The 13,584-nt window shown below is 62.1% G+C and carries 17 protein-coding genes and 1 riboswitch; of the genes, 9 read left to right on the forward strand and 8 right to left on the reverse strand.

The features are described 5' to 3' along the window. The first annotated feature begins 50 nt into the window (after nucleotides 1–50). Both ACBG85_RS17455 and ACBG85_RS17460 read left to right on the forward strand, forming a co-directional pair. Nucleotides 51–416 (forward strand): nuclear transport factor 2 family protein, encoded by a 366-nt coding sequence (locus ACBG85_RS17455; RefSeq protein WP_165638842.1) that lies wholly within the window; start codon nucleotides 51–53, stop codon nucleotides 414–416. Between the two features lie 48 nt (nucleotides 417–464). Beyond that, nucleotides 465–971, forward strand: a complete 507-nt coding sequence (locus ACBG85_RS17460; protein ID WP_165638843.1) for a MepB family protein — start codon at nucleotides 465–467, stop codon at nucleotides 969–971. Here ACBG85_RS17460 and ACBG85_RS17465 read toward each other — a convergent pair. Both ACBG85_RS17465 and ACBG85_RS17470 read right to left on the reverse strand, forming a co-directional pair. Beyond that, nucleotides 946–1,512, reverse strand: coding sequence for a dihydrofolate reductase family protein (locus ACBG85_RS17465; protein WP_372024157.1), 567 nt, complete (start codon nucleotides 1,510–1,512; stop codon nucleotides 946–948). The genes ACBG85_RS17460 and ACBG85_RS17465 overlap by 26 nt on opposite strands. Nucleotides 1,513–1,621: 109 nt before the next feature. Next, entirely contained in the window at nucleotides 1,622–3,013 is a 1,392-nt protein-coding gene (locus tag ACBG85_RS17470) for a glycine--tRNA ligase (RefSeq protein WP_003944491.1), read from the reverse strand. 198 nt (nucleotides 3,014–3,211) lie between these two features. Here ACBG85_RS17470 and ACBG85_RS17475 point away from each other — a divergent pair, with 198 nt between their 5' ends. Next, a complete protein-coding gene (locus ACBG85_RS17475) occupies nucleotides 3,212–3,595 on the forward strand; it encodes a metalloregulator ArsR/SmtB family transcription factor (protein ID WP_003944457.1) in 384 nt (127 codons plus the stop codon). A gap of 11 nt (nucleotides 3,596–3,606) precedes the next feature. Continuing rightward, a complete protein-coding gene (locus ACBG85_RS17480; protein ID WP_003944514.1) occupies nucleotides 3,607–4,038 on the forward strand; it encodes a Fur family transcriptional regulator in 432 nt (143 codons plus the stop codon). A gap of 5 nt (nucleotides 4,039–4,043) precedes the next feature. On the opposite strand, the gene ACBG85_RS17485 is transcribed toward ACBG85_RS17480, so the two are convergent. The 3 genes from ACBG85_RS17485 to recO are packed head-to-tail and all read right to left on the reverse strand — an operon-like array spanning nucleotide 4,044 to nucleotide 6,053. Further along, a complete protein-coding gene (locus ACBG85_RS17485; protein WP_019749000.1) occupies nucleotides 4,044–4,466 on the reverse strand; it encodes a YbjN domain-containing protein in 423 nt (140 codons plus the stop codon). Next, complete coding sequence (locus ACBG85_RS17490) at nucleotides 4,463–5,281, reverse strand: isoprenyl transferase (protein ID WP_003944543.1); 819 nt, start codon at nucleotides 5,279–5,281, stop codon at nucleotides 4,463–4,465. The genes ACBG85_RS17485 and ACBG85_RS17490 overlap by 4 nt, the downstream gene beginning before the upstream one ends. After that, on the reverse strand, nucleotides 5,238–6,053 hold the full coding sequence (gene recO / locus ACBG85_RS17495; protein ID WP_029255636.1) for a DNA repair protein RecO: 816 nt from the start codon (nucleotides 6,051–6,053) through the stop codon (nucleotides 5,238–5,240). The genes ACBG85_RS17490 and recO overlap by 44 nt, the downstream gene beginning before the upstream one ends. Nucleotides 6,054–6,149: 96 nt before the next feature. Between recO and ACBG85_RS17500 the strand changes: the two genes are divergently transcribed. Next, nucleotides 6,150–6,899: a TetR/AcrR family transcriptional regulator gene (locus ACBG85_RS17500; protein ID WP_007731095.1), complete on the forward strand. Its 750-nt coding sequence runs from the start codon at nucleotides 6,150–6,152 to the stop codon at nucleotides 6,897–6,899. Here the strand turns inward: ACBG85_RS17500 and ACBG85_RS17505 are convergent. Both ACBG85_RS17505 and ACBG85_RS17510 read right to left on the reverse strand, forming a co-directional pair. Continuing rightward, nucleotides 6,896–7,885, reverse strand: coding sequence for a diiron oxygenase (locus ACBG85_RS17505; protein ID WP_003944493.1), 990 nt, complete (start codon nucleotides 7,883–7,885; stop codon nucleotides 6,896–6,898). The genes ACBG85_RS17500 and ACBG85_RS17505 overlap by 4 nt on opposite strands. Nucleotides 7,886–7,988: 103 nt before the next feature. Then, nucleotides 7,989–8,429, reverse strand: a complete 441-nt coding sequence (locus tag ACBG85_RS17510) for a DoxX family protein (protein ID WP_165638846.1) — start codon at nucleotides 8,427–8,429, stop codon at nucleotides 7,989–7,991. Between the two features lie 138 nt (nucleotides 8,430–8,567). Next, a riboswitch (TPP riboswitch) is annotated at nucleotides 8,568–8,661 on the forward strand. On the opposite strand from ACBG85_RS17510, the gene ACBG85_RS17515 reads away from it, so the two are divergent. Next, the gene (locus ACBG85_RS17515) at nucleotides 8,652–9,443 is read left to right on the forward strand and encodes a 3-oxoacyl-ACP reductase (protein WP_214514257.1); all 792 of its coding nucleotides are present in this window, start codon (nucleotides 8,652–8,654) and stop codon (nucleotides 9,441–9,443) included. It overlaps the preceding riboswitch by 10 nt. Beyond that, complete coding sequence (locus ACBG85_RS17520) at nucleotides 9,443–10,723, forward strand: LLM class flavin-dependent oxidoreductase (protein ID WP_007731085.1); 1,281 nt, start codon at nucleotides 9,443–9,445, stop codon at nucleotides 10,721–10,723. The genes ACBG85_RS17515 and ACBG85_RS17520 overlap by 1 nt, the downstream gene beginning before the upstream one ends. Here the strand turns inward: ACBG85_RS17520 and dinB are convergent. Next, a complete protein-coding gene (dinB, locus tag ACBG85_RS17525; RefSeq protein WP_372024159.1) occupies nucleotides 10,720–12,018 on the reverse strand; it encodes a DNA polymerase IV in 1,299 nt (432 codons plus the stop codon). The genes ACBG85_RS17520 and dinB overlap by 4 nt on opposite strands. Before the next feature lie 122 nt (nucleotides 12,019–12,140). Between dinB and ACBG85_RS17530 the strand changes: the two genes are divergently transcribed. Both ACBG85_RS17530 and ACBG85_RS17535 read left to right on the forward strand, forming a co-directional pair. Beyond that, nucleotides 12,141–12,602: a MarR family winged helix-turn-helix transcriptional regulator gene (locus ACBG85_RS17530; RefSeq protein ID WP_081558026.1), complete on the forward strand. Its 462-nt coding sequence runs from the start codon at nucleotides 12,141–12,143 to the stop codon at nucleotides 12,600–12,602. Next, complete coding sequence (locus tag ACBG85_RS17535) at nucleotides 12,599–13,579, forward strand: zinc-binding alcohol dehydrogenase family protein (protein WP_372024161.1); 981 nt, start codon at nucleotides 12,599–12,601, stop codon at nucleotides 13,577–13,579. Before ACBG85_RS17530 ends, ACBG85_RS17535 begins: the two co-directional genes overlap by 4 nt. The last annotated feature ends 5 nt before the right edge of the window (nucleotides 13,580–13,584 follow it).

A 13,584-nucleotide genomic window follows, 5' to 3' on the forward strand; every position in this document is an offset into this window, starting at 1 on the left:
CGGCGAGGCCGCCGGACATTCACCACCGGAAACTGATCAAGGGAGCGACCATGAGCGACTTCGACGCAATCGCCGACGCCTACATCGACATGTGGAACGAAACCGATACCACCGCCCGTAAAGCACGGGTCGAGCAATTGTTCGCACCCGGCGGTCGCTACACCGATCCGCTCGCGGACGTCACCGGACACGATCAGATCGACGCGATGATCCACGCTGTGCAGCAACAATTTCCGGGCATGCACTTCACCCTCGTCGGACCGGTGGACGCGCACCACCGACAGGCCCGATTCGGTTGGGCTCTCGGCCCGTCGGGGGCCGAGTCACTGATCGACGGATTCGACGTACTCGAACGCGACGACGACGGCCGGGTGACGCTTGTCCTCGGGTTCCTCGACAAGGTGCCTTCGGCCTGAATCGGGACTACCACCGACAGCGTTCGTCACGAAGGCTGTCGGTGGTTCGTGGCATCATCGGTGCCGATGAACGCCGACGGATTTACCTGGTCCACACCGATTCCCGAGTCCGAGGGTGCTGAGTACGGCGCTCACACGTTGACCGTCAACGGCCTTCCCACCGTCTATCGAACCGCCAAGACGACGCCGACCAAGCTCGGTCAGTTCGTCACACTGTGGCGCCGTTCCGAGGCCGGGCCCATCCGCCCATTCGACGCCAGCGACCGCGTGATGCTGTTCGTGGTGAAGGTATACGACGAAGAGCATTCGGGGCACTTCGTCTTTCCCGTCGAAACCCTCGTCGAACACGACATCGTCTCGACGAACTTCTCCGGCGGTAAGCGCGCTGTCCGGGTCTATGCGCCCTGGGTTACGCCGACCAGCGCGCAAGCAGTCAGAACTCAGCGCTGGCAGATTCGGCATTTCGGCGAGTTCCCTGATGTACTCAGCTCGACTGTGTTCAGCTCAACTGCGTTCAGCTCAACTGCGTTCAGCTCAACTGATACGTCGCGATGATGACGCCTGTTGTCGTAGGGACGCTGTCGGTGAGGGTGAACTGAGCGAGCGCAGCTCCGTCGGGGAATAATCTGCGCCCGGTTCCGAGAACCAGCGGATGTATCAGCAGAGTGTAGGTGTCGACGAGACGCCGATCGGCCAAGGACGTGATCAAGTCGCCACTGCCCAGAATCACCAGATCCGGGCCCTCACTTTCCTTGAGCGTGGTGACCGCGTCGGCGGCATCGCCTTTCAACAAGGTCGAGTTCTTCCACGGCAGCGGTTCACCCAAAGTCCTTGAAACTACGTATTTCTGCGTGTTGTCGAGCACCTCGGTAAACGGATTGTCGGTCTGAAACGGCCAGTACGAGGCGAAGTTTTCGTAGGTTCTGCGTCCGAACAGCAACTCCGATTTCTTCGCCATCCCCTCCCCCATCTTCTGCGCCATGACGGAATCGTTGAAGGGTGCTGCCCACCCACCGTGCTCGAATCCGCCACGACGGTCCTCGTCCGGCCCACCAGGTGCCTGCATGACACCGTCGAGAGTCACGCTGTTGGTCACGCTGAGTTTTCTCATAACTTCGATCCTGCGCCTGAAGGACCATCGGGGAAAGAGAAAACGGGCGGTCCTTCTCGATTGAGAAGGACCGCCCGTCAGCTTCGAACGAGAATCAGGAGCCGATCAGCCGTGCGGCCAGGTAGCTTTCCACCTGATCGAGGGCGACGCGTTCCTGCGCCATGGAGTCACGCTCACGCACCGTCACAGCCTGGTCTTCGAGAGTGTCGAAGTCGACCGTGATGCAGAACGGTGTGCCGATCTCGTCCTGGCGACGGTAACGACGACCGATGGCGCCGGCGTCGTCGAACTCGACGTTCCAATTCTGACGCAGCTGCGCTGCAAGATCTTTGGCCTTCGGCGTCAGGTCCGCGTTACGCGAGAGCGGCAGAACGGCAGCCTTGACGGGAGCGAGTCGACGATCCAGGCGGAGCACTGTGCGCTTGTCGACGCCGCCCTTGGAGTTGGGCGCCTCGTCCTCGGTGTAGGCGTCGACCAGGAAGGCCATCAGCGAACGCGTGAGACCGGCCGCCGGCTCGATGACGTACGGCGTGTACCGCTCGCCCGTCGTCTGGTCGTAGTAGTTCAGCTCGGTGCCCGAGTGCTTGGAGTGCGTCGAGAGATCGAAGTCGGTACGGTTCGCGATACCTTCGAGCTCGCCCCATTCGCTGCCCTGGAAGTGGAAGCGGTACTCGATGTCGGTCGTGCCCTTCGAGTAGTGCGAAAGCTTCTCCGGCGCATGCTCGTACAGACGCAGGTTGTCCTTGTTGATACCGAGGCCGGTGTACCAGTCAAGGCGGTAGTCGATCCAGTACTGATGCCACTGCTCGTCCTCGCCCGGCTTGACGAAGAATTCCATCTCCATCTGCTCGAACTCACGGGTGCGGAAGATGAAGTTGCCGGGGGTGATCTCGTTGCGGAAGCTCTTGCCGATCTGGCCGATGCCGAACGGCGGCTTCTTACGCGAGGTGGTCAGCACGTTGGCGAAGTTCACGAAGATGCCCTGTGCGGTCTCGGGGCGAAGGTAGTGCATACCCTCTTCGCTCTCGACGGGGCCGAGGTACGTCTTGAGCATCATGTTGAAGTCGCGCGGCTCGGTCCACTGGCCGACGGTGCCGCAGTCGGGGCAACCGATGACATCCATCGAGACGTCGTCCGGGTTGTCGAGCTTCTTCTTCTCCGCGTACGCCTCCTGCAGGTGATCCTGACGGTGACGCTTGTGACAGTTGAGGCACTCGACGAGCGGGTCGTTGAAGACACCGACGTGACCGGACGCGACCCACACCTCGCGGGGCAGGATCACCGACGAGTCGAGGCCGACGACGTCCTCGCGGCTGGTGACCATGTTGCGCCACCACTGGCGCTTGATGTTCTCCTTGAGCTCGACACCCAATGGGCCGTAGTCCCATGCGGACTTGGTACCGCCGTAGATCTCACCGCACGGGTAGACCAGGCCTCGCCGCTTGGCGAGATTGACAACGGCTTCGATCTTGGACTTGGGTGCCACTCGATTGCTCTCCATCTGGGTAATAGATGCATGATTTTCGTGCGCTTTTCGCACCATCAGCCTATCTGGCGGCTGCCACGCACTTCCGTCCAAGGTTGACATGCATACTTGTGCATATCAAAATGAAAGTGATTTGCAATAATGTGGTGAGATGGCTATGCCCGGACATCATGATCTACCCCTCGAAGGAGCCTCGCTGTGAGCATTGCGGATACCGGCGATCTCCACAAAAGCCATGATCATTCCGACCTCGGACACACGCACGACCCGTTCGAAGCCGCACCGCCCGCGCCCGTGCCGCCCAAGGAAACCCTGGCGGCCGCCGGCGAAATTCTGCGGGCGCTCGCTGCACCCGTTCGGATCGCGATCGTGCTTCAGTTGCACGAGTCGGAGCGTTGCGTTCACGAACTCGTCGGAGCTCTCGGTGTCACTCAGCCACTCATCAGCCAGCATCTGCGCGTACTCAAAGCAGCGGGCGTCGTCCGCGGCGAGCGCAACGGACGAGAAGTTCTCTATCGACTCGTCGACGATCACCTCGCACACATCGTCGTCGACGCTGTCGCCCACGCCGAAGAAGGATGAGATTCCACCGCATGAACACCCCGGGCAGTACGACCTCGAAACGTGGACCGGCCACAGTCGGCGTTCGTTCCACGAAACAGCGCAGCGCCATCTCCGCCCTGCTCGACGACATCGACGAATTCAAGTCGGCACAGGAATTGCACGACGAACTGCGCAAGCGAGGTGAAGGCATCGGCCTGACCACCGTCTACCGCACGCTGCAGGCACTCTCCGACGCCGGAACCATCGACGTCCTACGCACCGACACAGGTGAGTCCGTCTACCGACGCTGCTCCTCCGGGCACCACCATCACCTGGTGTGCCGCAACTGCGGATTCACCGTCGAGGTCGAGGGCCCGACAGTCGAGCAGTGGTCACAGACCATCGCCGAGGACAACGGTTTCACCGAAGTGAGTCACACCGTCGAGATCTTCGGCACCTGCCGCGACTGCGCCGCCGCCTGAGAGCGTCAGGGAATCAAACCCTGCCGGGCGGTATCGGCACCGGTGAGCGCCAGTAGCAACATCGTGGTCAGTGCCTCGTCGTCCAGTCCGGCGGCAGGGAACGTGTAACGCAGGATGACGTCCGCCAGACTGCCGTGGCCGAACACCGCGATGGAGCCGAATTGGATGGTGCGATTTCGCTCGGCCACCTTGCGATGCAGTGCCGCGCTGACCGGTCGGTCCCATGCGAGAACGCACGTCATGGACAGCACGTCCAGACCCTCGGACAGATTCATCGCCTGGATGGAACACAGCGCGCCGGAGTACTGGAAACCCAGTGATCCGTCGGCAGCCACATCGACCGTCACGAAATGCGCCAGCGAGGCGGCCGCGCGTTCTTGTAGGCGGGCTGCTTCGTCGGTGGTGTCGGTCATGTTCTCCCCTGTCATTTGACGCCACCGAATCTACGGTCACGTGAGGCGTACTCGACGCAGGCGGCCCAAAGGTCGCGGCGGTCGAAATCGGGAAACAGCTTCTCCTGGTACACCATTTCGGCGTAGGCGGATTGCCAGATCAAGAAATTGGACGTCCGCTGTTCCCCCGACGGACGCAGGAAGAGGTCTACGTCGGGCATGTCGGGTTCGTCGAGGTACTTGGCAACCGTCGCCTCGGTGATCTTGTCCGGATTGATCTCACCGGCCGCGACACGCTTCGCGATTTCCTTTACCGCATCGGCAATTTCGGCCCGGCCGCCGTAGTTCACACACATGGTCAAGTTCATGACGGTGTTGTTCTTGGTCAGTTCTTCGGCGATCTCGAGTTCCTTGATCACGCTGGCCCACAGGCGTGGCTTACGACCGGCCCAGCGAACACGCACACCCATTTCGTTCATCTCGTCGCGTCGACGGCGGATGACATCACGGTTGAAGCCCATCAGGAATCGAACCTCGTCGGGACTGCGCTTCCAGTTCTCGGTGGAGAAGGCGTAAGCGGAGAGCCACTCGACACCCATCTCGATGCACCCGCAGACGGTGTCCATCAGGACAGCTTCGCCGCGTTCGTGCCCGGCGGTTCGGGGCAGACCGCGCTCCTGCGCCCATCGTCCGTTGCCGTCCATCACCAAAGCGACGTGGCGCGGGATCAGTTCGGTTTGCAGGATCGGCGGGGTTGCCCCGGACGGATGTGGGTCCGGTGGTCGGATCACCCGGTCAGCAGCAGAATCAAGCGGAGTTCGCGGTTCGCGTCGTCGAATCACGTGTTCCATCCTGCCTCACGGGCAAGTCGACCTCGACGGCTGCATGCGGCCTCGAACGCTCGATCAGCGGCAACGTCCGCAATTGGCGCTCGAGATGCCACTGCAGGTGTGCCGCGACCAGTCCGCTGGCTTGCGTCCGCAGCGTCGCGGGCGCCGAATCGGTACCCTCCCACTCCCCTCGGAGCAGGGCTTCCATCAAGTCGAGCACTCCGGGCGACGGCGTCGCAGCACCCGCCGGGCGGCAATAGGTACACACGGCTCCGCCTGCGGCGACATGAAAGGCCCGGTGCGGTCCAGGAGCACTGCAGCGGGCGCACTCTTCGAGGGCAGGCGCCCAACCCGCATAGCCCATGGCTCTCAACAAGAACGCGTCGAGCACGAACTCGACCGGTCGTGCCTGCTCGGCGATCGCACGCAGTGCTCCCACCGTCAATCGCTGAAGCTGCGGGGCCGGCGCGCGTTCCTCGCCGGCCAACCGCTCGGCAGTTTCGAGTACGGCGCAGGCCGTGGTGTACCGGCTGTAGTCGTCGACGATGTCGGTGGCGAATGCGTCGACCGTCTGCACCTGAGTGATGATGTCGAGATTCTTGCCCGGAAGTAGTTGCACGTCGATGTGAGCAAACGGTTCGAGTCTGGCACCGAATTTGGAGGTGGTTCGGCGGACACCTTTGGCCACGGCACGTACCAACCCGAACTGACGGGTGAGCAACGTGACGATGTGGTCGGCTTCGCCCAGTTTGTGCAGGCGCAGCACCACCGCCGTGTCTCGATACAACCTCACTCGACCAGTGTCCCACGTTGTACCGAGGACCGATCCCGATGCCGCGCCCGATGACAAGTCGGAAACACGGCAGGTCCGTCCGGATAGACTGGCGCGATGCCGAGCGACGCAATTGCGCAACCTGTCACTGCAGAGTTGACCGGTCGCGAAGCGCGGTGGGAGCGACACAACTCCGAGCGTCAGAAACGGATACTCACCTCGGCGGTCGAACTGATCGAAGAGCGTGCGGCAGGTGCCGAGGTGTCCGTCCAGCAGATCGCCGATCGTGCCGGCCTCGCCAAGTCGGTGGTGTACCGCCAATTCAGCGGCCGAGACGACCTCGATCGACGAGTCCGAGCGTTTGTGCTCGGACAATTTGCGGCGGCCCTGGACGCGTCGATGAGCATTTCGGTAGGCACTCTCGACCAGATCCTGACCCGAACCATCAGCGCCGTCGCCGAGTGGATCACCGAGCATCCGCGGATTCACGAGTTCATGGGTACCGGCCCCACCGACTACGACGACGAGAGCATCGACGCGATCAGCAGTCTGAAGGCCACAATCGCCGACTCCGCCCGCACCACTATCACCGAAGTCGGTCGATCCGTGGGGATCGACTCCTCACCCTTCGATTCACTACCGTTCGCAGTGGTGACAATGGTCGAGGGCACGCTCACCCACTGGGTCCGAAGCACCGATCCGAAGCCGAGCCGCGAAGAGATCGTCGCCGACCTCGCGAAATACACCTGGTACATGTTCGACGGCGTTGCCCGCTCGAGCGGACTACAGATCGATCCCCATGTCGAATTGTCCACGCTCATAGCCGAGCTGGTGTCCTCCGACGGAGGAACTTCGCGGCCGGACTAGATCCGGGTCTTGTCGGAACGCTTCGGCTCGCCGCGGTAGCGGGCGTAGTCGCCGTCGATGCGCAGCTTTCGCCACGCACGCTTCGACACCGGATTCATCAATCCGAGTTCGTCTGCCAGGGCTCGCATTTCGCCGAAGTAGTTACCCAGGATGCGGCGTGAATGCGGGCTCCCCCAGAAGGCGCTCTTCATCACCTCGTCCGGGATTCCGAATTCTTCGGCGAATTCCTTTGGCGGTGACATGATTTCACCCGCAAGCCAACGCATCGCGCCGGGGAAGGCGACCGATGTGATGGCTCGACTCGTACGACTGAGTCTGGGGACGTGATTGCGCAGGAACTCGTGAGCAAACGAGATGTGTCTCGCTTCTTCGGCGATGTGAATCTCCATGGTGCGGAGCATCGCCGGCGGCGTGTCCTTACCCTCACGGATGAGATCCTTCTGGAAGTGGTCGATCGGTTCTTCACCAGCCAGAATGCCGATGAAGAAGATGACCGGGAACTTTGCTCCCAGCACTCCGATGATCGGCGACAGCCGCCGGAACATCGGACGCATACCCGGCACGTCGATATCCATGCGATTGACGAGTTCCTGGAACATCTGGATGTGATTGCACTCTTCGGTCATCTCGTGCAGGCAGTACCGGAACTCAGGCGACTGGTTGGGTAGCGCCATGATATATTGCAGCATTCCCCGGATCAAGATGCTCTCGAAGGCCGAACCCACCTTGGTCACGTTCGCCTGACGCCACATTCCCATGGCGATTCGACGCTCCAACGACTGATCCTGGTACCACTGCGTCGCCCCGAGGGGGTCCGACACGGACGAGAGCACCCATCTCGGATCATGCGGATCGATCGCGAACTCTGGTGAATCCCAGTCGATGTCGAGATAGGGATCGAAACTGCGGGCAACTGAGCCCTCGGACAAAGTCTGCAGTACCTGGTGGTACGGCTTTTCCACTTCGATCGACGCTGACCGAGCCATCGGTGTCTCCTCACGGCCAGTCCGTCGATTGCAGTCGACGGACTTGAATGAGGTCAAACATAATGGGACACCGCGTCCCACGCAACCCCCTCGGGGGCCTATTTCAGGCCCGACGCAGCGGGATGATCTCGCGAACCTTCTCGTCCCGGAGATACAGTCCCGCCCACATGACGATTCCGGTGTAGACGGCAAACAGGGTCGTGCTCAGCAGAGGCTGTTCAGCTCGAAGGTTGGTCAACACCGCTCCCCCCAGGTAACCGGTGAGCAGAATCGCGCCGAGTATCGACGTTCGCGGAATCACGTACAGCGCAAGGCAGATCAGTTGCACCACCCCAGCCGTCAATGCCAGCGAGTCCGGCAACCCAAGTTCAGCCGACGCATCCTTGACTGTCTGAAGGTTGAGAATGTGGATAATGCCGTCGAAGAGCATGAAAACGACGAACAGCCCACTCAGGACGTATCCGAGCTTGCGAGCCGTGGCCGAAGGTGTCGTCGTCGTGGCGCTACCGGAAACAGTTTCGTTGTGGACGGGCTGGGTGGTCATCGGAATCTCCTGGGGCGAAGGCGAGCGGCCGGTTGCCACTTCGCTTGCAATTACGACTCCCGAGCGATCGAAAACTCATCGCGCCGGCCGTTACAACGCACCCGGCGTTCAGGACGATTCACCTCACGTGGTCTGATGGACGGTGACACGGGGTGCCGAAAAAGTCGGCTGAGATCAGACCCGATGAACCTGACCAGTTAGCACTGGCGGAGGGATGTCGACATGACCGAACAGCAATTTCAGCGCGCACTCAGCCTGGACGAGCAGATCGTTCTGATCACCGGTGGCGCCCGCGGGCTCGGCGCCGCACTGAGCCGAGCATTCTCCCGCTCGGGGGCCCGGGTGATCGTGAACTACAACAAGAGCCGTGACGCCGCCGAGACCCTGGTCACCGAACTGGGTGAGGATCGTGCCTTCGCAGTCCAGGCGGACGTGACGGACCGCAGTTCCGTCGACCAGTTGTTCTCCGCTGCACGCGAGCGATTCGACGCACCGATATCGACCGTGGTCGACAATGCACTCGTCGACTTCTCGTTCAACGGCGACGCCCGGCCGAACGCGGACACGATCACCTGGGCCGACTTCGACTCTCAACTACGCGGAGCCGTAGCCGGAACACTCAATACCACCCAGGCAGCCCTCCCCGGCATGCGCGAACTCGGCTTCGGCCGAATCATCACTGTCGGAACCAATCTGGTCCAGAATCCGGTAGTTCCGTACCACGACTACACCGCTGCCAAGGCCGCACTGTTGGCACTGACACGGACGCTGTCCGCCGACCTCGGTCCGGACGGGATCACAGTCAACATGGTCTCGGGCGGCTTGCTCCGCACCACCGATGCGAGCGCCGCAACACCGGAAGCCGTGTTCGACATGATCGCGGCAAGCACTCCCCTGCGCCGAGTCACCACGCCGGACGAATTTGCCGACGCTGCACTCTTTTTCGCCTCCCCATGGTCGCGGGCCGTGACCGGCCAGAACCTGGTTGTCGACGGCGGACTCGTCAAGAACTGATGGGCGCACAGCTGCGGATAGGTGCGTTCCTGCTCGGTTGCGGACATCACAGTGCGGCATGGCGTCATCGCGACTCACCGGTCGAAAGTCTCGGCGACATCACGTATTACGAGTCGCTCGCCCAGATCGCCGAACGCGGCAAGCTGGACGCCGTCTTCTTCGCTGACGGTCACAGTGTTCGCGAACCCGAGTCGGGTGCGTCGTGGTTTCTCGAGCCGATCACCGCATTGACTGCCATGGCACGAGCGACAGCGGACATCGGCCTGGTGACCACCATTTCCACCACTTTCTACACGCCGTTTCACGCGGCGCGACTGTTGGCCTCGCTCGACCACATCAGCGGCGGACGGGCCGGCTGGAACGTCGTGACCTCGATGTTCGACCAGGAGGCGCGCAACCACGGACTCGAGGCGATGCCCGATCACGCATCCCGATACGAACGAGCCGACGAATTTGTCGAAGTGGCCCTCGCATTGTGGGATTCATGGTCGGAAGACGCGCTGATTCTCGACCGGTCGGGGCGTTTTGCCGACGCGAACAGGATTTCTCGAATCGATCACGACGGCAAGCATTTTCGGGTGGACGGGCCGTTGACGGTTCCGCGCTCCCCGCAAGGCCGGCCGGTGTTGTTCCAGGCCGGGGCGTCCGAGCAGGGCCGCGATCTGGCGGCGCGTCGCGCCGAGGCAATCTATTCGGTTGCCTACGACTTACCCAGCGCACAGGCCTACTACGCGGACGTGAAATCGAGAATCGAGCGAGCCGGCCGGGATTCGAACTCTGTCGCCGTGATGCCGGGACTGGTCACCTACGTCGGCAGCACCGTCGCCGAGGCCAGGGCGAAGAAGGCCGAACTCGATCTCCTGCTGCCCACCGAACAGTCGATACGCCAACTCTCGTTGTTCACCGGACAGGATTGCGAGAACTGGGATCTCGACGGGCCCGTGCCCCCGTTGCCTCCACTCGAAGCGTTCACAGGGCCGCAGGGACGCTACGCCACTATTTTGCGGATCGTCGAGAAGGACGCACCGACTGTGCGGGAGCTCCTCGGGACGCTCGCTGCGGGTGGTGGTCACGCAACGATGATCGGAACACCGGAGTCGATTGCCGACGAGATGGGATCCTGGTTGAACGGCCGCGGTGCCGACGGTTTCAATCTGATGCCGCCGACCTATCCGCAGGGTCTGGAAGATTTTGTCGATCACGTGATTCCGGTGCTGCAGGCGCGTGGGTTGTTCCGTCGCGAATACGAGGGAGCGACTCTGCGAGAAAACCTCACCTAGTCCGGCAGTAGCGGCACCGACAGGTCCGGATCGCGTCCCAGGAGCACTCCCCTCGTGAGGGCCGCGGAGCCGAACTTCTTCCGGACACTGTCCATTGCCGAGTCGAGGGCGGCAGTGTCCGGACCCGCGAATCCTCGACCGTCGAAGGGCAATTCGAGTTGTTCGGCGCCGTCCCGATCCAGGTTGGAGACAGCGACACCGATCAACGTGATGCCCTTGTCCGCGATCATCGGTATCGCTTCGTCCAGCAGCACCATCGAGGCGCTCAGCAATTCCGCTGTGTCGGCGGTGGACCGGCGCAGCGTGTGAGATCGAGTTGCCCGCGTGAAATCCGCGAAGCGGAGCCGGAGCGTGACCGTGCGCCCCGTCCGCTGCGCCGAACGCATGCGTCGACTGACACGGTCGACAAGGGACATCAACGACGCATCGAGTTCTGCGCGGGGATGGGATCCGCGACCCAGCGCATGCTGAGCACCCATCGAACTGCGGCCACGATAGGCGCGGACGGGGCGCGGATCTCGATTGTGTGAGAGTGCGTAGAGATGGCGACCGGCGCCGCCCCCGAGAATCGAGACGATCGAGGATTCGTCGTGCCGAGCGATGTCACCCACCGTCACGATGTCGAAGTTTCGCAGCTTCTGGGCCGTGATCTTGCCGACGCCCCACAGCTTCTCGACCGGCAAGGGATGCAGGAACTCGGTCTCGCCCTCCGGCGGCACTCGCAGCAATCCGTCGGGTTTCGCGAATGCACTGGCGACCTTGGCCAGGAACTTGGTGCGTGCGATTCCGACCGTGATCGGTAGTCCGACCTGCTCGGCCACATCGCGTCTGAGGTTGGCTCCGATCTGCAGCGGGTTTCCCACGATCTTGGCGAGCCCGCCGACCTCGAGAAAGGCCTCGTCTATGGAGATTCCTTCGACCAGCGGCGACGTGTCGTGAAAGACGTCGAACACGTCTTTGCTCGCCTGCGAGTACGCCGACATTCGCGGAGGGACAACTATCGCCTGAGGACACAGTGATCGAGCCTGACCACCGCTCATGGCTGTGCGAACCCCGAACGCCTTGGCCTCGTAGCTTGCCGCCAAAACCACCCCACCGCCGACGATGACCGGCCTGCCGGCCAGAGTCGGGTCGTCGCGTTGCTCGACTGATGCGTAGAACGAATCGAGGTCCGCATGCAGGATCGTTGCGTCACCCGTGGGCCGACTACCGCCAGAACAGTTCCCGCCAGAACGAGTATCGCCGGGGTGCTCACCTGGCGTTTCTTGGTCCAGCGGTTCATATGACACGAACATATGTTCCCATGCCCCACCGACACTGCGTAAGGTTCGGAAATAGATTCCATGGAATTAATCACGAATCGGGCGTACGGTGAGAAAATGATTCCACGGAATGCATATCGGTTCGGAGTCTGCTCGTGACCAGATCAGCCCTGAGCAGGCACTTCGACAACCTCATCCGCTTCGAAACCGAACTGTGGACGGCCGTCGACCAGCGACTCCGAATCGAGCACGACCTGCCACTGAGTCGATTCGAGCCGATGCAGATCATCGACAGGCTCGGCTCCTGCCGGGTCTTCGACATCGCCGAGGCCCTCGCGATCACCGTCGGTGGCACGAGCAAGCTGGTGGATCGAATCGAAGCGGCTGGGCACTGCCGTCGAAAATCCAATCCCACCGACAAACGATCCTCACTCATCGAGTTGACACCCGAGGGCAATGAGCTGTTGCGGCGGGCGAAGGCAACGTTCGACGACGAATTGGAGCGCCGTCTCGGTTCCGTGCTGACGCCCGACGCTCTCGATCGGTTCGGCGCCACACTGGCCACGCTGCGTGAAGCCAACCGAATCCTGACACCGACCACGAAGGAAAAAGCATGACCGACACAATGCGCGCAATCGTGCTCGACGCCCCCGGCCCGCCAGAAGCATTGACTATCAGAGTGATTCCGATACCCGTGCCGATTGCGGGCTGGGTACTGGTCCGGGTGAAGGCTTTCGGCCTCAATCGATCCGAACTTCACACCCGCCTCGGCCTCGCCGAAGGCGTGACATTCCCGAGGGTGCTGGGCATCGAGGCCGTCGGCGAAGTGGTGAACTGCCCCGGCGGGGAGCTCACCGAAGGCCGGCAAGTCGCCGCCATGATGGGTGGGATGGGGAGGACGTTCGACGGCGGTTATGCCGAGTACACGTGCGTTCCCGTCAGTCAGGTCGTTCCCTTCTCGAGCGAACTGGACTGGTCGACAGTGGGAGCTGTTCCCGAGATGCTGCAGACGTCCTACGGCTCGCTGACGGTAGGACTGGACGCGAAATCCGGTCAATCCCTGTTGATCCGGGGAGGAACCTCCTCGGTCGGCATGGCAACCGCAGTCCTGGCGAAGCAGTGGGGACTCACTGTCCTTGCGACCACCCGAGATGCGAGCAAAGCGTCGTCGTTGACCGCGATCGGGGTTGACCACGTTATCGTCGACGACGGTGCTGTGGCCGGCCAGGTTCGAGACATCCTCCCGGGCGGTGTTGATCTGGCCCTCGAATTGGTCGGAACACCAACACTTCCCGACACGTTGCGCGCGACCCGCGTTCACGGCACCGTGTGTTTCACGGGAATGCTGTCCAACGAGTGGACAGTCAAAGACTTTTATCCGATCGACTACATTCCACGCGGAGTGCGATTGACCTCGTACGGTGGGGACGCGTCCGACCTGCCTGCCGACGTACTGCAAGACTTCCTCTCCGCTGTGGCGTCAGGCGAGGCGGTGGTACCGATCGACGAGGTGTTCGCGTTCGAGGACATCGCGCGAGCACATGCCAAGATGGAAGCCGGTACGGCACGTGGCAAATTGGTAGTTGTGCTCTGACCTGG

The organism is Rhodococcus sp. NyZ502, assembly GCF_041464245.1.
Taxonomy (GTDB): Bacteria; Actinomycetota; Actinomycetes; order Mycobacteriales; family Mycobacteriaceae; genus Rhodococcus_F; species Rhodococcus_F qingshengii.